We start from the raw sequence: 22,603 nt of genomic DNA, 5'->3' as shown, positions 1-22,603 counted from the left end.
AGCGTCGTGTCATTGTTGAGAGAAGCGCTTCCAATGATGTATCGGGGTCCTGTGGCAAGTCTCCATGCCTAGCGGCAGCGTGTAGATCAGCCCTTCCCGTAATGCTGGTCCAAGAGACAGGACTATAAGGTCTTGTTCCCTGGATAAAACACGCAACAAGCATGAGACTATGATGAGCTTGCAGGGCCGACCGCCCTGCATTTGCTTTGTCTGCTTGCGTTGCGCCCTATTGCGGCCCCAGGCCCGGACAAAAAAAACCACAAAATTTGCCAAGTGAAAGCCCGGTTGACCATCAGCCGGGATATAGTCGAGCAATCGATTTTCCTTAGCAGACAGAATACTTATCCCTTGGAGTCTTTCCCCATGCTTGGCCAAGAAAAAGAAACTCGCTCTGATACCAGCCCTCAAGACAGCGCCTTTCTGGAAGAAAAAGCCTTCCGCGCCCGTACTGTGCTGGTCTTTGGCACCATCACGGATAAGCTCGCCTCGGAAACCGTGCGCAAGCTGCTGGCGCTGGATGCCGAATCCACCGCCCCCATCACCATGATCGTGTCCTCGCCCGGTGGGCACCTGGAATCGGGCGACGCCATCCATGATGTGGTGCGTTTTATTTCCTCGCCCGTCACCATGGTCGGTACCGGTTGGGTTGGCAGTGCTGCCACCCACCTGTTCCTGGGTGCGGCCCGCGAGCGCCGCGTGTGCCTGCCTCAAACCCGTTTTCTGATTCACCAACCTAGCGGTGGCGCCGGTGGTCAGGCCAGCGATATGGCCATTCAAGCGCAGGAAATCATGAAAGCGCGCGAACGTATCGCTCAGGTGATTGCCCGTGAAACTGGCCAGCCTATCGAGCGTGTGCGTGACGATATCGAGCGCGACAAATGGATGGGTGCCGAGGAAGCCATTGAATATGGCCTGATCTCGCGCATTATCGAGCGCCGTGACGAACTACTGCCCGCCAGCAAGTAAATATCACCTGAGAGCCCCATCATGCTGACTATTCTTGGCAGAGAATCCTCCATCAATGTGCGCAAAGTCATGTGGACCTGCGCGGAGCTGAATCTGGAATTTGAGCGGCAGGATTGGGGCATGGGTTTCAAGGACGTGAACACGGACGAGTTCCGTGCGCTGAATCCCAACGCAAAAATCCCCGTCCTGCTGGATGGGGATCGCGTGCTGTGGGAGTCCCATACCATTGTGCGTTATCTGGCCAATCGCCAGTCACCAACGGCCTTGTATCCGCAAGATGCCTGGCAACGCGCCAAAGTGGATCAATGGCTGGACTGGCAAGCATCCGAACTGAACCCGACCTGGACTTATGCGTTTTGGGGTTTGGTACGTCAATCGCCCAAGCATCAGGATGCAGCACAAATTCAGGCATCCCTGGCGGCCTGGACGAAGGTAATGTCGATTCTGGACAAGCACTTGGCGCAGACCCCAGACTATGCCGCCGGATCGGAGTTCAGCTTGGCCGATATTATTCTGGGCCTGTCGATTCACCGCTGGCTGAATACGCCATTTGATCGTCCGGTGCTCAAAGCGACCGAAGACTACTACCATCGCCTGGCTTCACGGCCTGCCTTTGTAGAGCAATGTGCCGGTTTCCCCTAAGCACCGCATTGCCTTGCCTGACCAAAGCCGCCTGCTGTGTTCGCGGCTTTTTTTATGCGTGACTAAACATCGCGCCCCTTTTACCAAACGCGAGATGTAGACATGGACGAAACCATCCGAGTGGGCTGCGGTGCAGTCATTATGCAAAACGGCAAAATCCTGCTACTCAAACGGGTGCGCGCACCGGAAGCCGAGCACTGGGGTATACCGGGTGGCAAAGTGGACTGGCTGGAGACACTGGAGCAGGCCGTCACGCGGGAAATTGCGGAAGAAGTGGGCCTGCGTCTGGAGAGCCTGGAGCTGTTGGTCAATGTGGACCAGATTGATACCGACAAGAGCGAGCACTGGGTAGCGCCAGTCTATTTGGTGAACTCTTTCACCGGCCAAGCCGTAGTGCAGGAGCCTGAGAAACACAGCGGCATGGACTGGTTTGCCTTGGACCAACTGCCAGAACCTTTGACGGTGGCGACCCAGGTGGCGGTGGCTGCAATCAAAAAACGTATAGCGTGAAACCGTTAAGTCAGAGACTGCACTAATACTGAGGTGAACGACAGGACCACGAACAAGGGCAAGGGCAACAGCAAAGGCAAGCCAGCCGAATCCAGTCCCAGTCCCAGTCCCAGTCCCACTTATAGTTTGGCGCCAGATAACTGGCAAACGCCGCATCAGTCAGCCGCCGGTTTTGTAATATACTTTTCCGCATGCGCGCCCTGGGTCCCCGTTTCGTTTTCCGCGAAATCCGAGTTTGGCAACTTCTGTTTTGCCTGGCTCTGCTGGCCTACGTCTGTCGCGCCATCGTCCCCGCGGGCTACATGCCTACCCGCTCTGCACAAGACAATGGCTTTGCCATTACCTTCTGTACCGCAGGTAATCCAGCCAATACACTCTGGATTGATCTGGTCGGCCAGGATGGTCAGGCGAATTCCGATACGCATCCAAACCAGCAGGATTGTCCCTTTGGCATCGCGGCGTCACCCGCCTTATTGCCGACTCTCGACACACCAGTTCTGATCAGCCTGATCACGTATCGGCCGGTTTTACTGGTCGAAAGCAATCAAACCCGGCCACCGCTACCTGCACAAGGCCCGCCTTTAGGTTCACGCGCCCCACCCTTGCTCCTCGCTTGATATGTCTCCGTCCTTGGACGGTCTCTCTTTTTCTATCTAGCCGAGGTTTTCCATGTCGATTTCTTCTACGTCTTTCCGTGCCACTCTGGGCATGGCTGCTGTGCTGTTCGCCTCTTCTGCTGTTGCCCACGTTTCCCTGCAAACCAAGCAAGCCCCGGTAGGCAGCAGCTACAAGGCTGTTCTGTCCGTGCCGCATGGTTGCAAGGGCTCTGCCACCACCAAAATCCGCGTCCGCATTCCCGAAGGTGTGGTCGGTGTCAAACCACAACCCAAAGCAGGCTGGACGCTGGAAACGGTAAAAGGTGACTACAAGCAGGCCTATACGCGTTGGGGTGCCAAGGTCAGTTCCGGTGTTCAGGAAGTGGTCTGGGCTGGCGGCCCCTTGCAAGACGAGCACTATGACGAGTTCGTATTCATCAGCTACCTGGCCGATGAGCTCAAGCCCAATAGCACGCTCTACTTCCCGGTTGTTCAGGAGTGTGAACAAGGCGTGGAACGCTGGATTGATCAAGCAGCTCCGGGCACCAAGGAAGCCGCTGACCATTCCGACGCCCCTGCTCCTGCGCTGCAACTCTTGCCCAAGCCTTAAACACCCAGGCGGCTGGTGCCCTTGGGCATCAGCCTGAAGGAGATCTTATGCAAACGCATACCCTGCGTGGGCAGGCGTGTTGCCACCCACTGGTCGTGTTGCTGATTGCCTTGCTGTTGCTGGCCTGGGCACCAGTTCTGTATGCCCATGCGTCCCTGGTGGCCAGCAAACCCGATAGCGGCACGGTGCTGGCCCAGGCTCCCCGAACGGCCAGCCTGAGCTTCAATGAGTCTGTCTCGCCCTTGCTGATGAAACTGATTCGTCCCGACGGTTCCTCCGAGGAACTGGGGGACGTTCTGCTGCAAGACCAGCGGCTGGAACTGGCCTTGCCGCCCATGGAGACCGAAGGCACTTATGGGCTGAGCTGGCGAGTCATTTCTGCTGACGGCCATCCCGTAGGCGGGACGCTGACGTTTTCCGTTGGGACACCCAGCGCCAATCTGGTGGAAGGTGCCAGCAGCAATACCCTCAGAAACAGCCTGATCTGGCTGGCCCGACTCCTGGGCTATCTGGGTCTGTTTACGGGGATAGGCTGGGTGATCTACCGCGCCCTGATCCCGACATCAAACGACGCATCAAACCCGCAAAGTCGTATCGCGCCGCGCATGTTGGCTATAGGTGCCGTCGCCTTATTGCTGAACCTGGGCCTGGTCGGTGTCGATGCGCTGGACTTGCCCTTGTCCGCCTTGTTCAGCACGGCGGCCTGGAAAACGGCGGCATCCACCTCGATGGGCTTGGCGGTGCTGCTAGGCTGGGTCGCCCTGGCCTGTGCCGCCCTCTCCTGGAAAGCAAGAAACGTCACTAGTCAGAAATGGCTGGCTGTTTTGGCGCTGATTCTTTTGGGCGCTTCTCTGGCTTCCAGCGGCCATGCCAGCACGGCCGATCCCGCCTGGCTGTCCCGGCCCAGTGTCTGGCTGCATGTCGTGGCGGTGACACTCTGGATTGGGTCCTTCCTGCCTTTGGCCTACGCGCTTCAACATGCTCAGGAATCCCGCTTGCTGACGCTGTTCTCTCGCTGGATTCCCGCCGTCCTGCTGATCCTGATTCTGAGCGGAGCTGCGCTGATCTACGTGCAATTCGATCAGCTCGCCTCGCTATGGGAAAGCCGATATGGTCAAGTGCTCAGCGCCAAGCTGATTCTGGTTCTGCTCTTGCTGGGCCTGGGAGCCTACAACCGCTATCGCCTGACTCAAGCCGTCTTGCAACAGCGTAGCGATGCTCGGCAAGCTCTGCGACGTGTGGTTCGTCTGGAATATGTGTTGGTAGTGCTGATCCTGGCCGTGGCCGCTTTGTGGCGCTTTACCCCACCTCCACGCGCCTTGGCCCAGCTCGTCCCACCCACCATTTCCAGTCATATCCATACCGAAGCAGGCATGGCGGACTTGCTGTACATCCCGGCTACAACACAGCACCCGGCCATTCTGACCGTCTCTTTATACGAGCCGGATTTCAGCCCCTTGAAGGCTCAAGAAGTAGAGGTCATTTTCAGCAACCCGCAGGCCGGGGTGGAGTCCATTACCTTTCCGGCGGAACTCACGCGTCAGGATCAATGGGAGGTAAGCAATATCCAGCTACCGCATCTGGCCAGCTGGAATATTCGTATTCAGGTGCTGATTTCAGACTTTGAACGTATTCACCTGGATAGCACGCTGAATCTGCAAGCCGACTAAAGCCGGCGTCCCGAACTCAGAAGGGTTTCATATAACGCTTGGTGGCCTCGATAAAGGCGCGAACATTGGGATGATGTTTGCGCCCGCCTTCAAACAGTAAAGACACGGGCAAGGCTGGCGCTTCATCATCGCGTAGCAAAGGCTCCAGCCGCCCGGCCTCTATCTCGCCCGCCACCTGATAAGACAGGGTGCGCAACACACCCAGACCCGCTACCGCTGCGGCAATTGCCGCATCCACATGGCTGACGGACAGGCGCGGCACCCCACCCGCACGACGCACCTCATCCAGCCCCCAACCGCGATGCGGCCCGCCTTCATCCTCGACCCAAATCAAATCGTGATGCCGCAAATCTGCCAATGAAGCCGGTCTGCCTTTACGCGCCAGATAGTCGGGACTGGCACTGAACACACGCCGAACTTCTCCGACCGGCACCACATGCAAGGAGCTGTCCGGCAAGTCGGCAATGCGGACCGCAATATCTATCCCTTCCTCTACCAATCGCACCAGGCTGTCGCGCAGAATCAGGCGAATTTGCAGTTGTGGATGCAGGCGCAACAACTCCAGCACCACCGGCATCACATACATTTTTCCGAACATGACCGGGGCCGTGACCGTCAGGGTGCCGCTGGGTTCGGAACGGCTCCCCTGCACACTTTCCACCGCCTGATCGATCTGGGCGATCCCTGCCCGGCAGCGCTCCAGAAACAGGCTGCCCTCTTCCGTCAGCCGCACGCTGCGCGTGGTGCGCATCAGCAATTGCACGCCCAGGCTGGCCTCCAGCGCTGCGATGGTACGCGATACCGTGGTGGGCGACATATTCATGCGCCGCCCGGCCTCGGCAAAGCTGGCCTGCTCTGCCACACAGATAAAAGTACGTAGTGTTTTCAGCCTGTCCATACGCCCCACCATCAAAGACTATGCTCAATAATCGCAATAATGAAGTGCAATTTTAGGCGATTGTTTCCCACTGCCATAGAAAGCAGAATGAATACCTCTTGTTTATGACTGGTGAACTGCCATGAAGCTCTATCACTACGCCCTGTCCGGCCACGCCCATCGCGCCGCCCTGTTTCTGTCTTTAAGCGGCTTGCCCCATGAGTTGATCGAGGTCGATATGGCGGCCAAGGCGCACAAACGGGCGGAATTTCTGGCCCTGAATGCCTTTGGGGAAATTCCCGTACTGGATGACGATGGCCAGATCATTGCCGACTCGCTGGCAATTCTGGTCTATATCGCCCGCAAGATTGGCCCCTCACACTGGCTGCCCAGCGATCCGTATCAGGAAGCGCAAGTACAGCGCTGGCTGTCCGTGGCGGCGGGCAAGATTGCCTACGGCGCCTGTGCGGCTCGATTGGTCACCGTGTTTGGTGCCAGCTTCAATCCCGAAGAAGTGATTACGCGCGCCCATGCCACCTTGGCTACCCTGGAACACAGCCTGAAAGACCAGCGCTGGATTGCCGGAACCGAAGATCCCACGATTGCGGACATTGCCCTGTACAGCTATGTAGAACGTGCCCCCGAGGGCAATGTGGATTTGTCCGCCTATCCCCGCGTTCAAAGCTGGCTGCGCCAGATCGAGGCCTTGCCCGGCTTTATTCCCTTTCAGAAAACCCGCGCCGGTCTGCAAGCCTGACGACGCCCTTGGAGCCCAAACACATCATGAACTTCAACAAACTGGAGCTGGACCATATAGGCATACGGGTAACGGACCTGGACATTGCCGAAGCCTTTTACGCCAAGCTGGGTTTTCTGCGCGACCCCGACGAGTTTGCGCCCCAGGCCAAAGCCTGCGGCCTGGTTCACACCAACGGAATGCGTATTCACTTGATCTATAACGGCCTGGCCGCAGAGGAAGGTAATGTGCTGCTGGATGCGCCTGTGAAGCGGCCCGGCTACACCCATGCCGCCTTCATTATCGACAGCATGGACAAGTTGCTGAACTGGCTGGAGCGGGAGAAGATTCGCGTCAGTGAAGGCCCGGTGATGATGGGGCATGGCCGTCGCATGGTCTGCTTCATCCGCGACCCGGATTTGAATGTGCTGGAATTTAACGAGATTCTGGCGGCCTAGTTTGGTACGCAACGTAGGTGCATAACAGCCCCGGCAAGTATTCAACGCTTGCCGGGGAGTTGCTCCAGCTTTTTCTGACAGACCTGAGCCGCCCTGAATTACGTTGACACTTCCCCTCCATCAAAGAAGAGTCAACGGAGACAAGGAGTTCGACAGCTTGATACGCAAGAGACCCGCCCCTTTATCCAGACCCTTCTCTGTTTTGCCAACAAGTCAGCCTCCGACTAGCGCATCAAGGCTTCGATCGCCGCAATGGCCACCTCCACCCCATCTTCCTTCTCCATATCCCGCGCGATGTCTTGAGCACGGGCCCGCACAGCGTCTTGCTGAACAAACTCCAAAGCCGCTTTCAGCTGAGCACTATTGACCCGTTTTCCGGACAAAGGCTCCGGCGCCACACCCAATAAGGCCAGCCTGTGTGCCCAGAAAAACTGATCGCCCGCAAAGGGCAAGACAATGGACGGCACACCCGCTCTGGCTGCTGAATGCGTAGTGCCCGAACCGCCATGATGAATCACAGCGGACATGCGGGGGAATAAATGCTGATGCGGCACCTCGCCCACCTTGAAGAAGTTGTCCGGCAAGACCGCCTCTTGCATCCCACTCCAACCGGGGCTGAACACCACGCGGCGACCTTGCATGGCTTCAATCATCATTTCAACAAAGTGCACACGATCAAAACCGGCCATGCTGCCAAAGCCTATATAAATCGGTGCCTCCCCCGCTGCCAGGAAATCTTCCAGTTGCGCATCCATCGTCCAGTCCTGTGCCGGCATGATCCATTGACCACACAGCCGCGCATTGGCGGGCCAGTCTTTGGGGGGAGCCAGCAAGCTGGGGGAGACCCCGTACAACATGGGATGATCGGACCAGACCTTGTTCTGAGCGGGCAGCCCGCAGATCTGCTGCCGTGCCTGATTGGAGACCCGCTTGAACGCCCGCCACAGCAATGCATTCACCCATTCATGGCTACGTTTGTTCAAGAAGCACGGCACCTTGTTCAGTGGCAGAAAGGGAGACGGAAAATCGGCAGTGGGAGTAATGGGAATCAGCCCGGTGCCAATGGCCTTAATGCCGCGACGCTCTGCCACGGACAGCCCCACAAAAGCGGCCAGACCCGAAACGATAATCGCGTCACAACCCTCGCTGGCATCCAGCACTGTTTGCATCCAGGATGGGGTATTGGCATTGGCAATCGCCGCCAGCGCCTTGGCCGTTTGCTGAAAACCGCCCTTTTCCTGCACCGCACTGGACAGAATCTGCCCAGGCATCAGGGCCTGCCGTATATCACCAGCCAGGGGTAGGCAGGGCACACCCAAGGTTCGAGCAGAACCTAAAGTGCCACCATCTGCCAGCAGGCAGACCTTATGCCCCGATGCCATCAAACCCGCCGCCAATGTGGCAAGCGGACGTACATCCCCCTCGGTACCGTAAGTCACAAGCGCAAATTTCATGATCTGGCCTTGTTAGCGATAGCAGCAATGGCATCATAATATTGCACGTCGTATACTTATGCAATTCGTATACTTTTCAAGAAATGCCATGATTGCAGACCACGATCCAGGCCGCCGGGAACGCAAGCGCTTGCTGATGCTGGAGCAAATACGCCAGACAGCAGCCACCCTGTTCGAGGAACACGGCTACGAGGCCGTCACCATGGAACAGATTGCGGACGGGGCCGACATCGCCAAGCGCACCTTGTACAAGCACTTCCCCAGCAAAGAGGCGGTGGTGGCGTTTCATGTTGATGCGCAGCTAAAGCAGGATCTGGCCTATCTGCAACATGAAGTGGCTCAATGCCCTACGTTTCAGACACAGGCTTTGTGCATACTGCGTGCCTCGGCAGACTGGTGCACGCAGCACCCTGAATTTTTGAAAGCCTATCTACGCCATCAATTGCTGAATACAGGCACAGCCAGCAAGGATAGTGACATCACTCAAACCTGGCAGGCATTGATTGCCTTGGCCCAAGGCTCCGGGGAGTTGGATCCCTCGCTAAACCCCGAACAATTGGCCCACTGGTTTCACCACCTGTATTTCGGAGCCATGCTGCGCTGGCTGAATCAGCCCGAGCTGTCCCTGCATCAGGAATTCGAGGCCATGACCCAGTTGTTCTTGCATGGCGCAGCAGTAAAAGGCACGGCATAAAAAAGGCAAGAAACACCCCTGCCTTTTGGTGGCTGGCCTGGCTGATCAGGATAAAGTCGCGTCATCGTGAATAGCCCGGCAAATCAGAATCAAGTCGAGCCATCATGACTAACCAGGGGAATCAGGATCAAGCCGTGCCATCATGACTAGCCAGACAAATCGGAATCAAGTCGCGCCATCATGACTAGCCAGACCAATCAGGATCAAGCCGTGCGATCGTAGCTAGCTAGACGAATCAGGATCAAGCCGCGCCATTCAGCGCGATCAACAAGCGATCCAGGGCCTGCTCATAAACACGCTGCGCCGCTTCATCTTTCGTAATGGAGGCAGGCAGGCCGCTGCCATGAGCATGGTCAATCAAGATGCCCAGCCATAACTCCGGCTCTGCCGTGCAATCGGCCAGCAAGCTACGCAGGCGCTGGGTAATCTCCTGCGTCACCCCGGCAAAGGCTTGCGGATCGTTGAAGATGGCCACGGTCAAATGCGGGTGACGGCTCACTGCCTGGTGATAACGCAGCAAAATCCGGCGCAGTTCCAAGCCTTCCTGCTCCTCCAGACCTTGCAGAACCTGGGCATACACCCGGTCGGACAAGGCACGCAGCAAACCCGCCCGATCCGGCACGTGGTTGTACAGACTCATGGGAGTCACGCCCAGGCGGGAAGCCAGGGCCCGCATGCTCAAGCCTTGCTCGCCGCCCTCGTCCAGCAGCGCCAGGCCAGCATTCAGAATATCGTCCACAGTCAGGCCGGTGCCTCCAGCCGGACGCCCTCGCCCCCGACTCATGGCTTGAGCTGATAACGCGATTGCACCAGACCGGAGGGAAAACTCTGGCTGGAAAGCAAACGCCAATCCATATCCTGATTCACACCACCAAACAGTCGGCGGCCTTCGCCAATCAGGACCGGCATGGTGGAAAGAATCATCTCCTGCACCAAACCGGCACGCAAAAAAGACTGGATAAGCTGGCCACCATCAACATAAATACGCTGCAGGTTTTCTGCCGCCAATTGCTCCATCAACTGCTCGGGAGTTTGCCGGGAGAAACGGACTTTGCCTTGCAGATGTTCAGGAACCGGCGTGTCGGCCAATTGCCTGGACAAGACCACGACAGGCAGTTCGTAAGGCCAGACGTCAAAAGTCAGGACTTTCTCGTAGGTCCCGCGCCCCATGACCACCGCATCCTTGTCCGCAATAAAAGCCATATAGCCGTGGTCTTCTGCAGGATCACTGCGCTCCAGCAACCAGGCAATATCGCCATCCGGTTTGGCGATGAATCCGTCCAGGCTGGTTCCGATGAAAACGTGTGCTGTGCTCATAATTTACCCTTTATATATATACAGTGTATATTTTATAGATAAATCAGCAACTGGAAATAAAAATCTGCATCCGGCCCCTCTCCTGCTTTGACGCTGTCTGTTTTAGCCCACGCAAAAACAGGCCGTATCACACGGCCTGTGGTCCCTCCTTTGAACTTGCCCCAGCTCTCAGGCAAGCGTGTCGCCTGCGATTTAGCGGGCCAGCAAACGGCTGGCTTCAAGCCGTGCTTCGCCCTCATCCACAACAAAACTGAATTGCAGGCCCAGCACCCGGCCCAAGGTCTGTTGCGCCAGACGTGCGGCAGCGGGAATGGCCCGCCCCTTGCTGATCACCACCATGCCAGCGCACAAATCCTTCAAGCGCTGCTTGTTCTGCTTGAAGAACAAGGCACGTTGCTTGCGATCTTCGTGGCTTTCTTCATGGGTATGGTCTTCACCGCCCATTCTGTCGGTCAACAAGACAAAGCGTTGGCCCCGATTCAACAGGGCTTCCAATTGATCCTGTGCCTGTTGCGGTGTTTGCTGCGCGCTGTGTTCTCTTAAAAACACCAATGGAAACTGCGTATCATCAACTTGCATGAGCGGCTCCTTGCCATCAATAAAGACAGCCAATATCGAAGCGGCGCACGCCCAGATGCGGGACACCTCCAAAGGCATGCATCAAACCGCTGGGTAAATACAACCAGGCAGTGTCGCGCAACAAATACGGTCGAACCGTTGCGCTTTCACCTCTCATCACAGTCTGGACTCCACAAAATCGCGCAGTTGGGGATCTCGAATCTCCAGGGCATCAAACAAACCTAGTGCTTTCAGAGCCGGCAAGGCCGCCACAATATCGTTCAAGGCGCGCTGGCGTTGAGCATCGCTGACATCAGGCTGGCGCAAGGCGGCAGCATTAGCCAGAAACGCGCCTACCGTGCCTTTGCGAATGGTGGCGCCATCAATCTGAACTTCACTGGCGTGATCGGGAAGAATGTCATGGGCTTGCATGTGTCACTCCTTTATTCATCAAGGTTTTCAGTGTAAGCAGAAAGGTTTTGGCAGCTGTACACTATATCGGTCAATAGATAACAAAATTACGCCATGCCTGAACGCAAGATTGGTTTGCACGATTTTCTGAACTTTCCCGAGCACCCCGTCCTGTTCGCCGTCACCGGCAACCATGACTCGGAGCTGTCCTCGCGCCCCCATCAACACGCTCGCGGGCAGTTGTTCGGCTCCCTGCGCGGCCTGCTTTCCGTTGGAGTGGAGGACGCCGTTTGGGTGGTACCCGCCATCCATGCCGTCTGGCTGCCGCCGCACGTCCTGCACTCGGGCCAATCGCATGGCCCTTTTCATGGCTGGAGCGTCTATATAGACGAAGCGGCCTGCGCCGATCTGCCTTCCCAGGCCTGTACCTTGCGCACCTCCGGCCTGCTGCGTGAAGCCGTGCTGCGCGCCTGCTCCTGGGATTTGATTCCCGCCGCGCCCTTGCCCCAAGCCCAGGCTCATATTGCCTCCGTCATCCTGGATGAAATCCACAGTCTGCCCATCGAACCTTTTGGGCTGCCGCTTCCCCAGGACCCGCGTTTGCAACGCATTGCCCGCGCCCTGATTGCCGACCCCAGCAACAATCAGGGCATGGAACATTGGGCCGACTGGGCGGCGGTCAGTCTGCGCACCTTGAGCCGCCGTTTCGTGACAGAAACCGGCTTTAACTTCACCGCCTGGCGTCAACGCGCCCGCCTGATGCGCTCCCTGGAAATGCTGGCAGCCGGCGCCCCTGTCGCCACCATTGCCTACGATCTGGGGTATTCCAGCCCCAGTGCCTTTATCAGCCTGTTCCGACGCAGCTTTGGTCACACCCCGGCGAACTACCGCAATCAACTGTAAGTCCCGCTCCCAAAGCGCTTTACGACTCATCAGGAATGCCATAAAGTGATTGAGTAGAAACCCAAACATCACTTTCAGACATGGGATGACCGAGATGGAAATGCGCCAGTTACAGATTTTTTGTGCGGTTGCCGAGCATGGCAGCTTTACTGCCGCTGCCCAGAAGGTGCACACCGTGCAATCGAACGTCACCATGCGCATCAAAGAACTGGAGGCCGAACTGGAACAGCCATTGTTCATACGCCAGAAAAGTGGTGTGGTGCTGACTCCCGCTGGCCATACCTTTCTGGCCTACGCCCGCCGTATCTTGCAGTTGACCGATGAAAGCCGTGCCGCCCTGCAAGACACTGGCACTCCCAGCGGCCTGCTGCGTCTGGGCTCCATGGAGACCACGGCCGCCATCCGTCTGCCCCAGGTTCTGACCCAATACCGCGAACGCTATCCCCAGGTTCAATTGTCCTTGCAAACCGGCACCACGGCCGAGCTGATCAAGGCCGTAGAGACTCACCAGCTGGACGGTGCATTTGTCGGTGGCTTTCATCAAAACGCGGCCCTGACTCAAGAGGAAGTATTTGAGGAAGAACTGGTGCTGGTCAGCAGCAAGGCGGTGGATTCGCTGGCAGCCCTGATTGAAAAAATTCCCCAACAAACCGTACTGGTCTTTAGAACCGGCTGCTTTTACCGCTCTACGCTGGAACACTGGTTTTATCAGGCCGGGCTGGTGCCCAACCAGATCATGGAAATGGGCACACTGGACGGCATTCTGTCCTGCGTGGCCTCGGGCATGGGCATTACCTTGCTGCCCAAAGCGGTCGCCCAGAACAGCAGCTTGCGCCTGCCCGTGCAATGCCACGAACTGCCGCCTGACCTTGCGCGGGTAAAAACCGTGTTTATCCGTCGTGCTGATGCCAATCCTGGCTCGGCCCTGCGCAGCTTTGTGGCCCTGGCTCAAGCGCAGTTCGCCCAATTACCCAAACTGGATCAAGGCGAAGCCGCACTGTTGAGTTGACCGGTCAGCCTGTGGGTCTGTCCAGCCACGCCGCACAGGCTTTGCCGCAGTAAAGCGTCAGGACAAGCCCAAGGCCAGCTCCGCGACCCGCTCTGCCGCAGGCACAATGCTGTGGATCTTACCCACGCCCTGACCGGCATACAAAGACAGTTTCCTGGCCATTGTGTCCTTATCAATTGCCCGCGCTCCGCCCCCGACCAGACGCAGCACATTCCACTTGTCACGGTTGGGAATCACGCGATGCGGCGTGCCATAGGTCCAGCCAAAGGAATAGCCGGTGCGATATTCCGTATCGTCCGTGCTGGCTTCCAGAATCTTTTGCTTGTAGAGCGGGTGCGCGTTGGACTCCTCGCTAGCCAGAAAGGCCGTGCCCACCAACACGCCGGAAGCCCCCAGACTCATGGCCGCCCGGACATCCTGGCGGGTCGTAATCCCGCCTGCAGCCAGTACGGGACGACCTTGCGCACAGTCCAGAATCGCGGGTAGCAAAGACATCAGGCCAATCGTGCCGCGATTCAGATGGCCACCACCCTCACTGCCTTGGGCGACGATAATGTCGGCCCCATGCGCAATCGCTTTGCGAGCCAGAGCCGCCGTGCCAGTTTGTACCATCACGATCATGCCGGCGTCTTTGGCACGGGGAATCATGTCGGCGGAATAGTCCTCGGCATAGAACAGCGACAGGATGCGAGGCCGCTCCTGCAGGATCACTTGAAACTGGGCCTCGAACACCTCCGGGCCACCAAACTGCGGCACCACATTCACCCCGAAAGGCTGGTCCGTCAGTGCCCTGGTTTCCCGCAGCCACTTACGCAGCATCAAGGGAGCCAGACGCAAGCCACCCAGCACACCCATCCCACCCGCGTTCGCTACCGCCGCCACCAATTGCGGCCCGGAAATCGCAGCCATGCCCGCCAGAAAAATCGGGTACTGCACACCGCACATCTGCGTGATGACATTACCTGCAAAGTTTCGATTTGCTTCGCTCATGATTTACAACTCCACCTGTTTGCCCAACATGCGACGCAAGGCCAGATTCTTCAGTACAAAATGGTTCTTGAATGCCCCGAAAAGGTGTAAGGCCAACCCCGCCAAAAAGGCTGTGGCGCCAATATTGAACAGCACATCAACCACGGCTTTGACCTGCTCACTCGGGCTGATCAAGGTAGGCAAAGCCAGACCACCAGGAAGCTCCACCGCCACGCCAGCCGCCGCACGGGACAGCCAGACGGCGACGGGCAGCAGCACCATCGCCAAGGCCAGGGCTGTCGCCACGGAACGGGCCACTATTACCTCCACCGGGTTGGGCGAACCCGCCGGCAAGGGGTGAAAAGAGGTCACCCGCGCCCAGAAGCGGTAGATGGAAATCAGGAACAACAGCGTCCCCAACAGATTTTGCAGCTGTACCAATCGCGCATCGCCGGGGCTTTGGGCCATGGCCACCCCCAAGCCCAGAATGGAAAACAGCAAGGCCGCAACAAGCCAATGCAGCACAATAGTGATGGGCGAGAACCTGAGTCCGTTGTCTCGCAATTGCATGATTAGCTCCTTGAAAAGCTCACCGGGGGCAAGTCCTCTACAGTGCAATACCGAGAGTGATACGTCGTGAGCCACCTGCCCAACAGGTACAAGCGGCCAGTTTCGGCAGTCAGCTTGTCGCCTGCAGGCCTGGGCCTGTGTCACAGTGGCCTCAGAGCCTTGGCTGCGCCAAGAACCGTCGTTGAGAAGCCCTGACGATAGGCGCAGCAACTGATCAAGTAAAATGATGAATACTGATTGATAAAATCTTTTTTAGTGATTTATCAACAGGAGATTCTTCTCAGAACGCCACGCGGCAGGCGTGCATCCTTCATCATCAAGCCGTCCAAGGGCAACGAGTAACACCCGCTGTAGTTCGCAAGAAACCGCAGGCTCGTCCAGGCCTCGCCTACATGAATCTCTTTCTTATCATTATTAGTGATTCATAGAATCATTATTCATCATTTTACTTGATTGATTCAGTCTTCTATCTTCCATATCGATAGCCCTGCTATCCCGCCCTCAAACCAGGAGACTGAAACCATGACTCGCCCCGCTGCCTATCTTGAACACTGTAAAAAAAGCCCCGTCTTGCCCGGCTTTTGAATTTTATGGTGACGGACGCTCAACGTGACATCATCAGGACCGCTGCCCCGCTGCTGGCGAGCGGCAGCAAAGCCCTGACCACCTATTTTTATGAATTGATACTGCACGACTCCCCACCGATGAGCCTCTTGGCCAGCCAGATCGCCAACAATCACCTCGCTCTACAGATCCAGCCCGAGCATGACCCAATGATGGGCCCTTGCCAGCTGCAAGCCATACGCGAAGAGCTGATCGCGAGGATGACAAGCAACGAGCTCATAGATGGATGGGTCGCCGCCTATCAACAGTTGTCGAATTTGCTAATCGAAGCCGAACGTCTGATTTACGACGATATGGCTATCAGTTCCAGCGGCCTTGCAGACCGCAGTCTCAATCAAGAATGAACCATCATGCCACTACTGAAATTTGATCTGATCCAAGGCCGCAGCGACGAGGAACTGCGCCTGCTGCTGGACACCGCGCATCAAGCCATGGTGCAAGCCTTTGATGTTCCCGCCAGCGACCGCTACCAGTGCGTCACCCAGCATCGTCCCGGCGAGCTGATACTGGAAGACACCGACCTGGGCTATCCGCGTAGCGACAAGGTGGTACTGCTGCACATCGTGTCCCGCCCCCGCAGCGAGAGTCAAAAAGTTCAATTCTACCGTTTGCTGGCAGAGCGGCTGGAGCAGAACTGTAGCGTCTCGCCCAATGATCTGATCATCGCTCTGGTCGAGAACAGCGATGCAGACTGGTCCTTCGGGCGTGGGCGAGCGCAGTTTTTGACGGGGGAGTTATAGGCTAAAGACAGGTATACTCGCCCAGACCGTTTTTACAGGAACGGTCTTTTTACCGAGGGGAGCCTGGCGAGCAGGCTGAGAAACTGCCCGAGCAGATTGCACCGCAGTGACCCGTTGAACCTGATCCGGGTCATGCCGGCGAAGGGACGGGTATGTACCTGCTCGCCGCTTGCTGCCGGATGGCTATCCTTGACTAGGAGTTGCTATCTTGTCTTCTGACCACTCTCCCTCCCCCGTCGGCCCGGTTGCCGCCACCCTGGCTGCCCTCATCCATCAAGACCGGATTTTGCTGATACGTCGCGCCAATCGCCCCGATGCAGGACGTTGGGCCTTTCCCGGCGGCAAGATTCGCGCGGGCGAAACCATCATGGCGGCGGCCCATCGGGAACTGGCCGAAGAAACCGGCGTACAAGGCCAGGCCATGCAGATCTTTGATGCGTTGGATGTATTTGACCGCGAACCCAGCGCCACACCTTTGGCCTATTCGCATTTCATTCTGATTGCCGTGCTGTTCCGCTGGCAGCAAGGCGAGCCACAAGCGGGCGATGATGCTCTGGACGCGCGCTGGTTCAGCAATGCCGAATTGGACAGCCTGGATGTGGCACACAGCTTTGATGTAGTCCGAGTTGCCCGTCGGGCACTGGCATTGGCTGCCACTCAAGCTCAAGCAGGCCAAGCATGATTCCCAATATCTTGAGTATTGCGGGCACGGACCCGACCAGCGGTGCCGGTATTCAGGCTGATCTGAAAGCCATGTATGCCTTGGGCGCTTACGGCATGAGCGTGATTACCGCCGTGGTCGCGCAAAACACCCAGGGTGTGCGGCGTTTTGTGGCGCTGGAGCCGGATTTTGTGGCGGACCAGTTGGATGCGGTGTTTGAGGATGTGCGCGTGGATGCCATCAAGATCGGCATGATCGCCACTGCAGGGATTGCGGAAGCAATTGCAGACCGCCTGCACCATCACGGCCTGGACTGCCCGATTGTGCTGGACCCGGTCATGGTCGCCAAAAGCGGGGATCGTTTGCTCAGCCCCGAAGCCGTGTCCGTCGTGCGCGACAAGCTGCTGCCCATGTGTACCCTGCTTACCCCCAACTTGCCCGAAGCGGGCGATCTGCTACACAAGCCGGAACCCGCCTCGCTGCAAGAGATGCACAGCATTTTAAGCGAACTGTGCTTGCTGGGCCCTGAGTGGGTGCTGTTAAAGGGCGGCCATGTGGACGGCCCGGACAGTGTGGATTTGCTGCAAGGCCAGGGGCAAAGCCATGTTTTTCAGTCGCCCCGCATCCCGACACGCAACACGCATGGCACGGGCTGCTCGCTATCCTCCGCCATTGCCGCCCTGCTCCCGGGCCGCAGCGTACCGGCTGCGGTGGGTTTGGCCAAGGAATACCTGAATGGCGCTTTGGCCGCTGCCGACAAATTGCAGATTGGCTTGGGGCAAGGTCCGGTCCATCATTTCCATGCTTTGTGGCCGCAGACAGAGCCTATACGAAGACCGTAAACCCAGAAACAGGGCCGACCCTGCATTTGGCAAGCCAATCCTACCTGTCCCACATCGCCTTCGCCCAGCGTTTAGGCTACACCTTGCAGGCGATGTTCAGCCGGGCCTACAAGCCTCTGAAAGGACAAGCTCCCGGTGCAGTTCTAGATTTTCAGCCCGACAGCCCCCGAATTTTTACTAGAATAATGTGCTGACTAATTACTCCTATAATTCAGAGCACAAACGGGTTTAACAGGATGAAGTAATTTTTATATTTCCTGACATCAAACATTACCGTTTTGTCATGTTCGCCTTATAGTCGGCATCAGTCTTTTTGATCAATCCATTTCTTTAATGGATGAATCTGCCATTTCATAAAGCTCCGGGAAGCCAAATGTGGAATTGTTTACTGATTGAAGATGACCGGGAAAACGCCCGGTATTTAGTGAATGGCTTATCCGAGCTGGGTTATTCGGTGGTAGCCAGTCATGATGGCGTTTCCGGTTTGGAGAATGCCATGAAAGATGTATGGGATGTGATTATTCTGGATCGCATGTTACCCAATAATGTTGATGGCCTTTCCATTCTTTTTACCTTGCGATCTTTAGGTAAAAAAGTTCCTGTTCTGGTATTAAGCGCCTTATCCGGCGTAGACGATAAAGTAGATGGTTTAAAAGCCGGAGGCGATGATTATTTAATCAAACCCTTTTCCTTTCAGGAATTAGCCGCCCGCCTGCATGCCCTGATACGCCGCAGCAGTGACAGTGCGGAAATCAAGAATTTGCAGGTGGATGATCTGGTCATGAATATCCGCAACCAGAAAATCTCCCGTGGGGACGAAGTACTGGAGCTGCAACCTCGCGAAATCAAGCTGCTGTCCTACCTGCTGATGAACAGCCACAAGATCGTTACCCGCACCATGCTGCTGGAAGTCGTCTGGGGCTATAACTTCGACCCGCAATCCAATGTGATTGATGTGCTGGTCAGCCGTTTGCGGCGCAAGGTCGACAAGGAAGGCGCGACGCCCCTGATCCATACCGTGCGTGGCCGTGGCTATGTACTGAGCGACAAGGACAGCATCGACGGATTCAAGCTAAAGCGCTGCGATGATTGATTTCATCAAACGCCTGTGGGAGTCCACCTCCTTCCGGCTGACCCTGAACTACAGCATCCTGGCCATCTTTACCACGCTGTTTTTAATCGGCTTTTTCTACGTCCAGGTGTTTGGGGCCTTGCGCGACGAGCATCTGCGGCAGATTAACGTCGCCGTGCAGCGACTTAGTATTGCCTACGAAGTGGGCGGGCGCGAAGAGATCCTGCGCATGATCGAGCTGACCCTGTCAGACCGGATTGATTCGGGCCAGGAAATCTATCTGCTGCTGGATGAATTCAACCACACCCTGGTGGGCAATATCAGCGAAATTCCCGGCCTGAACAACCTGCCAGAACGACAGGTGGTGGAAGTGCAGATCAAGCATATCGACGCGCTATCCGAAGGCAATGTCCGCGTCACCAAACTGTCCGGCGGCGAAACCCTGGTGGTCGGCCACGAGCTGGGCACCTTGAACGAGCTGCGCGCCATGCTTAGCCGCATCATCGTCACCTCCATGATCCTGGCCTTGATGCTGGTGATTCTGGGCGCCTATGTGTTTAGCAATGAGCTGAAATACCGTGTGGGCCGCATCCGCCTGCTGACGGAACAGGTGGGTGCGGGGGATATTTCCAAGCGCATCACCTCCGAGAGCGAGGACGTCTTTGGTCTGATCCACCACGACATCAACCGTATGCTGGACAAGATCGAGAGCCTGATGCAAGGCGCGCGGCATATCTCCGATACCGTGGCCCACAATATCCGCACCCCGCTCACCCGCATCGTTGGCAAGCTGCGTGAAACCCAGAACTTGCCCGGCGTCCCCCCGCATGTCCGGCAAGCACAGCAAGACGCGATTGAAGAAGTAGAGAACCTGAGCGTGCTGCTGGGCAAGCTGCTACAAATTGCCGAGCTGAATGCCGGTGTGCAAAGACAGAACTTCAAGGCCTGCAATCTGGAAGTGATTGCCGAAGACGTTCTGGACCTGTACAGCTTTTTCGCTGAAGAAAAAGGCGTCACGCTGCAGAAAAAGAAAATCGATAGAGCCATTATTAATGGTGACAGCAATTTATTAGCCAGCGCTTTAGCCAATCTGGTGGATAACGCTGTTAAATACGCCCATTCCCATGCCAGCGTTGAAATTAAAAAACGCTTTGACAATAAAATCTCCATCATTGTGGAAGATGATGGCCCGGGATTACCAGAAAGCGAATATGAAAACGTAGGCAAGTATTTTTATAGATTCAATAATGATAGTGAAGGATTTGGATTGGGATTAACCAGCGTTGCTGCCATTATTGAATTGCACCGGGGCCAGCTGATTTTCTCCAAAGGAATATCCGGCTTGAAAGTCACCATTGTGCTGCCTGTTCAAGCCTGACCAAGCCATTCAAACATGACCAAAAGGTAATGAAACTGTCACCCTAAGCCCTCTCCTGCTCCGCTAAGCTAGCCTCATTTTTAATCGCTCTTTTTCAGGGTTTATAAAAATCATGCTTGCTTTAGGGGAATGAGGAGATTCATGAGCAGACAAAAATATTATTCAGCTGGCCTGATGGTGGGAGTAGGTGTATTTACCGTCCTGATGGGACAGAAATACTCCTTGGGCACCATGGCCCGCATGGGACCGGGTTACTTCCCGTTTCTGCTGGGCATCGTGATGATTGTGCTGGGCGCTCTGTACCTGTTTGTAGAGACCGCCGCACACGGTGATGAGCAGGAGGAAGACTACGGCCCGCCACAATGGCGTGGCTGGCTGGCCATTGTGGGCGGCATCATCGCCTTCATTATTCTGGGTCGCTACGGCGGACTGGTTCCCGCCACCTTAGCCCTGGTGTTCATCTCTGCCATGGGCGACAAGGAACATTCCTGGCTCACTGCCCTGCTGCTGTCCATTTTCGTGACGCTGCTGGGTGTGGTTATTTTCTCCTGGGGGCTGGAGCTGCAATTCCCCCTGTTCACTTGGGGCTAAGCCATGGAAATTCTATCTAACCTGATGCACGGCTTTAGCGTTGCCTTTCAACTGGACAACCTGATGTGGGCCGTGTTTGGCGTGTTCATGGGAAACCTGATCGGGGTTCTACCCGGCATGGGCGTGCTGGCAGCCATCTCCATCCTGCTGCCCCTGACCTACGCCATGACCCCTACCGCCGCCCTGATCATGCTGGCCGGTATTTACTACGGCTCCCAGTACGGTGGCGGCATTACCTCCATCATGCTGAATCTGCCCGGTACCGCCTCGCACGCGGTGGCGTGTCTGGACGGCAACCCCATGGCCCGCAACGGCAAGGCCGGATCGGCCCTGTTCATGTTGATGTTGTCCTCCTTTTTTGGAGCCACCATCGGCATTCTGGCCATGATTCTGTTCTCGCCCGCGCTGGTCGATATTGCATTCAAATTCGGCCCGGCTGAATACTTTTCCATGATGATGCTGGGCCTGCTGGCCGGCGCCACACTGGCCAAAGGTTCTGCCATCAAGGGCGTGGCCATGGTCGTCATGGGTTTGATCTTTGGCGTGGTCGGCACGGATGTGAATAGTGGTGTATCGCGCTTTGACTTCAATATTCCGGAACTGCAGGACGGCTTGCAGATTGTGGCGCTGGCCATGGGCCTGTTCGGTATTGCGGACTTCCTCAAGAACATCAACCGGATCAATAGCGGCCACACCAAGGCCATTGGTAAAGTCTCCACCCGTTCCCTGCGTCCGGAAAAAGGCGATATCAAGCAATCCAGAGGCGCTCTGGTGCGCGGTACTGCGATTGGTGCGGCTTTCGGGATTCTGCCCGGCACTGGCCCGACCATTGCGTCTTTCATTGCCTACGCCACGGAAAAGAAAGTTGCCAAGAACCCCGAGCGCTTTGGACGTGGTGCGATTGAGGGCATTGCTTCGCCCGAAGCCGCCACCAGTGCCTCTACCCAGACCAGCTTCATTCCTACCCTGAGCCTGGGTATTCCCGGCGACCCGGTCATGGCCTTGATGCTGGGCGCGCTGATCATTCACGGCATCCAGCCCGGCCCGCAAATGGTGGTCGAGCACGCCGATATGTTCTGGGGCCTGATCGCCAGTTTCTGGGTGGGCAACATCCTGCTGCTGGTGCTGAACCTGCCCTTGATCGGTATGTGGGTGCGCCTGCTGTCCGTGCCCTTCAAGTACCTGTACCCCGCTGCCCTGTTCTTTGTGTGCGTGGGTGTCTATAGCACCAACAACAACCTGTTCGATGTGAATATCGTGCTGCTGTTTGGGGTGCTGGGTTACTTCTTCATGCGCCTGCGCTTTGAGGCGGCTCCCTTGCTGCTGGGCTTTGTATTGGGACCGATGGTGGAAGAAAACTTCCGCCGCGCTCTGCTGCTCTCACGTGGTGATCCAATGATCTTCCTGGAGCGCCCGATCAGCATGGTCTTTATCATTGCCTGCATCTTGCTGATGCTGGGACTGAGCTACTCGTTCTGGCGCTCGAATAGCCAGAAGAAGCTGGGAGCCCTGGCCAAGGCTTGAAGCTCTGACAACAACTAATCATGGGAAGATCAGGTAAACACAATGCTTTTACCGCAGCTTCCATAAGAAAAAGCCGGGCAAAAGAGCCCGGCTTTTTCGTGCCTGCCCCTATCCAGGACTGCAACACGCCTCGACAGGATCGGCTGCATTCGCCAGCAGGGTGGTGCTTTGCGACGCGACATTGACGAACCAACGCTCGCAGGAAGCCTTGCGGACCTTGG

28 protein-coding genes and 1 riboswitch are annotated in these 22,603 nt (G+C 56.6%); of the genes, 19 read left to right on the top strand and 9 right to left on the bottom strand.

Annotated features, from left to right (window positions below):
• Positions 1 to 363: 363 nt before the first annotated feature.
• The 6 genes from U2949_RS13740 to U2949_RS13715 all read left to right on the top strand — a co-directional run bounded on the left by U2949_RS13740 (position 364) and on the right by U2949_RS13715 (position 4,994).
• Entirely contained in the window at positions 364 to 966 is a 603-nt protein-coding gene (locus tag U2949_RS13740) for an ATP-dependent Clp protease proteolytic subunit (protein WP_042479978.1), read from the top strand.
• A gap of 21 nt (positions 967 to 987) precedes the next feature.
• Positions 988 to 1,608 carry a glutathione S-transferase family protein gene (locus U2949_RS13735; RefSeq protein ID WP_257723106.1) on the top strand — a complete coding sequence of 207 codons (621 nt, stop codon included), beginning with the start codon at positions 988 to 990 and terminating at the stop codon, positions 1,606 to 1,608.
• A 102-nt stretch (positions 1,609 to 1,710) separates the two neighbouring features.
• Positions 1,711 to 2,118, top strand: a complete 408-nt coding sequence (locus tag U2949_RS13730; RefSeq protein WP_257723107.1) for an NUDIX hydrolase — start codon at positions 1,711 to 1,713, stop codon at positions 2,116 to 2,118.
• 191 nt (positions 2,119 to 2,309) lie between these two features.
• Positions 2,310 to 2,735, top strand: a complete 426-nt coding sequence (locus U2949_RS13725; RefSeq protein ID WP_257723108.1) for a DUF2946 family protein — start codon at positions 2,310 to 2,312, stop codon at positions 2,733 to 2,735.
• Positions 2,736 to 2,787: 52 nt separating this feature from the next.
• Positions 2,788 to 3,324, top strand: a complete 537-nt coding sequence (locus tag U2949_RS13720; protein WP_083053694.1) for a YcnI family copper-binding membrane protein — start codon at positions 2,788 to 2,790, stop codon at positions 3,322 to 3,324.
• A gap of 47 nt (positions 3,325 to 3,371) precedes the next feature.
• Positions 3,372 to 4,994: a copper resistance CopC/CopD family protein gene (locus U2949_RS13715; RefSeq protein WP_321288314.1), complete on the top strand. Its 1,623-nt coding sequence runs from the start codon at positions 3,372 to 3,374 to the stop codon at positions 4,992 to 4,994.
• A 16-nt stretch (positions 4,995 to 5,010) separates the two neighbouring features.
• On the opposite strand, the gene U2949_RS13710 is transcribed toward U2949_RS13715, so the two are convergent.
• Positions 5,011 to 5,892, bottom strand: a complete 882-nt coding sequence (locus tag U2949_RS13710; RefSeq protein ID WP_257723110.1) for a LysR family transcriptional regulator — start codon at positions 5,890 to 5,892, stop codon at positions 5,011 to 5,013.
• A 121-nt stretch (positions 5,893 to 6,013) separates the two neighbouring features.
• Here U2949_RS13710 and U2949_RS13705 point away from each other — a divergent pair, with 121 nt between their 5' ends.
• Both U2949_RS13705 and U2949_RS13700 read left to right on the top strand, forming a co-directional pair.
• Positions 6,014 to 6,628, top strand: a complete 615-nt coding sequence (locus U2949_RS13705) for a glutathione S-transferase family protein (protein ID WP_109089615.1) — start codon at positions 6,014 to 6,016, stop codon at positions 6,626 to 6,628.
• A 26-nt stretch (positions 6,629 to 6,654) separates the two neighbouring features.
• Positions 6,655 to 7,065 (top strand): VOC family protein, encoded by a 411-nt coding sequence (locus U2949_RS13700; protein ID WP_257723111.1) that lies wholly within the window; start codon positions 6,655 to 6,657, stop codon positions 7,063 to 7,065.
• A 224-nt stretch (positions 7,066 to 7,289) separates the two neighbouring features.
• Here U2949_RS13700 and U2949_RS13695 read toward each other — a convergent pair whose 3' ends face one another.
• On the bottom strand, positions 7,290 to 8,519 hold the full coding sequence (locus U2949_RS13695) for a glycosyltransferase (protein ID WP_321288308.1): 1,230 nt from the start codon (positions 8,517 to 8,519) through the stop codon (positions 7,290 to 7,292).
• A gap of 88 nt (positions 8,520 to 8,607) precedes the next feature.
• Here U2949_RS13695 and U2949_RS13690 point away from each other — a divergent pair, with 88 nt between their 5' ends.
• Positions 8,608 to 9,213 (top strand): TetR/AcrR family transcriptional regulator, encoded by a 606-nt coding sequence (locus U2949_RS13690; RefSeq protein WP_257723113.1) that lies wholly within the window; start codon positions 8,608 to 8,610, stop codon positions 9,211 to 9,213.
• Between the two features lie 241 nt (positions 9,214 to 9,454).
• Here U2949_RS13690 and U2949_RS13685 read toward each other — a convergent pair whose 3' ends face one another.
• The 5 genes from U2949_RS13685 to U2949_RS13665 form a co-directional block, all read right to left on the bottom strand.
• Entirely contained in the window at positions 9,455 to 9,997 is a 543-nt protein-coding gene (locus U2949_RS13685) for a TetR/AcrR family transcriptional regulator (RefSeq protein WP_257723114.1), read from the bottom strand.
• Positions 9,994 to 10,530 (bottom strand): dihydrofolate reductase family protein, encoded by a 537-nt coding sequence (locus U2949_RS13680; protein WP_257723115.1) that lies wholly within the window; start codon positions 10,528 to 10,530, stop codon positions 9,994 to 9,996. The genes U2949_RS13685 and U2949_RS13680 overlap by 4 nt, the downstream gene beginning before the upstream one ends.
• A gap of 192 nt (positions 10,531 to 10,722) precedes the next feature.
• Positions 10,723 to 11,109 carry a hypothetical protein gene (locus U2949_RS13675; protein WP_257723116.1) on the bottom strand — a complete coding sequence of 129 codons (387 nt, stop codon included), beginning with the start codon at positions 11,107 to 11,109 and terminating at the stop codon, positions 10,723 to 10,725.
• Positions 11,110 to 11,125: 16 nt separating this feature from the next.
• A complete protein-coding gene (locus U2949_RS13670) occupies positions 11,126 to 11,269 on the bottom strand; it encodes a hypothetical protein (protein ID WP_321288305.1) in 144 nt (47 codons plus the stop codon).
• Positions 11,266 to 11,520, bottom strand: a complete 255-nt coding sequence (locus U2949_RS13665; RefSeq protein ID WP_321288303.1) for a hypothetical protein — start codon at positions 11,518 to 11,520, stop codon at positions 11,266 to 11,268. Before U2949_RS13665 ends, U2949_RS13670 begins: the two co-directional genes overlap by 4 nt.
• Before the next feature lie 93 nt (positions 11,521 to 11,613).
• On the opposite strand from U2949_RS13665, the gene U2949_RS13660 reads away from it, so the two are divergent.
• Both U2949_RS13660 and U2949_RS13655 read left to right on the top strand, forming a co-directional pair.
• A complete protein-coding gene (locus tag U2949_RS13660) occupies positions 11,614 to 12,402 on the top strand; it encodes an AraC family transcriptional regulator (protein ID WP_321288301.1) in 789 nt (262 codons plus the stop codon).
• An 85-nt stretch (positions 12,403 to 12,487) separates the two neighbouring features.
• Positions 12,488 to 13,411 (top strand): LysR family transcriptional regulator, encoded by a 924-nt coding sequence (locus tag U2949_RS13655; protein ID WP_321288299.1) that lies wholly within the window; start codon positions 12,488 to 12,490, stop codon positions 13,409 to 13,411.
• A 57-nt stretch (positions 13,412 to 13,468) separates the two neighbouring features.
• On the opposite strand, the gene U2949_RS13650 is transcribed toward U2949_RS13655, so the two are convergent.
• On the bottom strand, positions 13,469 to 14,401 hold the full coding sequence (locus tag U2949_RS13650; protein WP_321288297.1) for an NAD(P)H-dependent flavin oxidoreductase: 933 nt from the start codon (positions 14,399 to 14,401) through the stop codon (positions 13,469 to 13,471).
• Positions 14,402 to 14,404: 3 nt separating this feature from the next.
• Complete coding sequence (locus U2949_RS13645) at positions 14,405 to 14,950, bottom strand: cytochrome b (protein ID WP_321288296.1); 546 nt, start codon at positions 14,948 to 14,950, stop codon at positions 14,405 to 14,407.
• A gap of 590 nt (positions 14,951 to 15,540) precedes the next feature.
• On the opposite strand from U2949_RS13645, the gene U2949_RS13640 reads away from it, so the two are divergent.
• The 8 genes from U2949_RS13640 to U2949_RS13605 all read left to right on the top strand — a co-directional run bounded on the left by U2949_RS13640 (position 15,541) and on the right by U2949_RS13605 (position 22,382).
• A complete protein-coding gene (locus U2949_RS13640) occupies positions 15,541 to 15,918 on the top strand; it encodes a globin family protein (RefSeq protein WP_257723121.1) in 378 nt (125 codons plus the stop codon).
• Positions 15,919 to 15,924: 6 nt separating this feature from the next.
• Positions 15,925 to 16,314: a tautomerase family protein gene (locus U2949_RS13635; protein ID WP_257723122.1), complete on the top strand. Its 390-nt coding sequence runs from the start codon at positions 15,925 to 15,927 to the stop codon at positions 16,312 to 16,314.
• 45 nt (positions 16,315 to 16,359) lie between these two features.
• Positions 16,360 to 16,478: riboswitch (TPP riboswitch) on the top strand.
• Between the two features lie 44 nt (positions 16,479 to 16,522).
• Complete coding sequence (locus tag U2949_RS13630) at positions 16,523 to 16,996, top strand: NUDIX hydrolase (protein ID WP_257723123.1); 474 nt, start codon at positions 16,523 to 16,525, stop codon at positions 16,994 to 16,996.
• Entirely contained in the window at positions 16,993 to 17,817 is an 825-nt protein-coding gene (gene thiD / locus U2949_RS13625) for a bifunctional hydroxymethylpyrimidine kinase/phosphomethylpyrimidine kinase (protein WP_321288293.1), read from the top strand. Before U2949_RS13630 ends, thiD begins: the two co-directional genes overlap by 4 nt.
• 373 nt (positions 17,818 to 18,190) lie before the next feature.
• Complete coding sequence (locus U2949_RS13620; protein ID WP_035274335.1) at positions 18,191 to 18,910, top strand: response regulator transcription factor; 720 nt, start codon at positions 18,191 to 18,193, stop codon at positions 18,908 to 18,910.
• Entirely contained in the window at positions 18,903 to 20,267 is a 1,365-nt protein-coding gene (locus U2949_RS13615) for a sensor histidine kinase (RefSeq protein WP_321288290.1), read from the top strand. The genes U2949_RS13620 and U2949_RS13615 overlap by 8 nt, the downstream gene beginning before the upstream one ends.
• 141 nt (positions 20,268 to 20,408) lie before the next feature.
• On the top strand, positions 20,409 to 20,858 hold the full coding sequence (locus U2949_RS13610) for a tripartite tricarboxylate transporter TctB family protein (protein WP_321288289.1): 450 nt from the start codon (positions 20,409 to 20,411) through the stop codon (positions 20,856 to 20,858).
• A 3-nt stretch (positions 20,859 to 20,861) separates the two neighbouring features.
• Positions 20,862 to 22,382: a tripartite tricarboxylate transporter permease gene (locus tag U2949_RS13605; protein WP_026482782.1), complete on the top strand. Its 1,521-nt coding sequence runs from the start codon at positions 20,862 to 20,864 to the stop codon at positions 22,380 to 22,382.
• Positions 22,383 to 22,603 lie beyond the last annotated feature (221 nt).

The organism is Alcaligenes phenolicus (assembly GCF_032063905.1).
Classification (GTDB): domain Bacteria; phylum Pseudomonadota; class Gammaproteobacteria; order Burkholderiales; family Burkholderiaceae_B; genus Alcaligenes; species Alcaligenes phenolicus.
This window is presented reverse-complemented; position numbering and strand designations above follow the sequence as displayed.